This is a genomic window from Stenotrophomonas sp. SrG (assembly GCF_050031795.1).
In the GTDB taxonomy this organism is placed as follows: domain Bacteria; phylum Pseudomonadota; class Gammaproteobacteria; order Xanthomonadales; family Xanthomonadaceae; genus Stenotrophomonas; species Stenotrophomonas rhizophila_A.
In genome coordinates, this window is record NZ_JBNBBE010000176.1 from 1 (window position 1) to 283 (window position 283).

Consider the following 283-nt stretch of genomic DNA (forward strand, 5'->3'; position numbering starts at 1 on the left):
GCGCGGTGGTGGCCAGGCACAGGGTGGTGACCAGGTCATCGGCATGGCCGTTGGCCCGCCGGGCCAGCAGATCGGCCGTGGCCGGGGCGACGATGACGCGGTCGGCCCAGCGGGCCAGCTCGATATGGCCCTTGGCCTGTTCGGCCGCGCTGTCCCACAGGGTGGTGCGGGTGGGCTGGCCGGACAGGGCCTGGAAGCTCAGCGGAGTAACGAACTGCTGGGCCCCGGCGGTCATGGCGACCTGCACCTGGGCCCCGGCGTCGCGCAGGCGGCGCACCAGTTA

At 73.5% G+C, this 283-nt stretch carries 1 protein-coding gene; it reads right to left on the reverse strand.

All coding sequences use genetic code 11. The features are described 5' to 3' along the window. On the reverse strand, window positions 1-280 hold a 280-nt coding region (locus tag ACQG3P_RS19425), incomplete at its 3' end, for a flavoprotein (protein WP_426805957.1). Window positions 281-283: the final 3 nt, after the last annotated feature.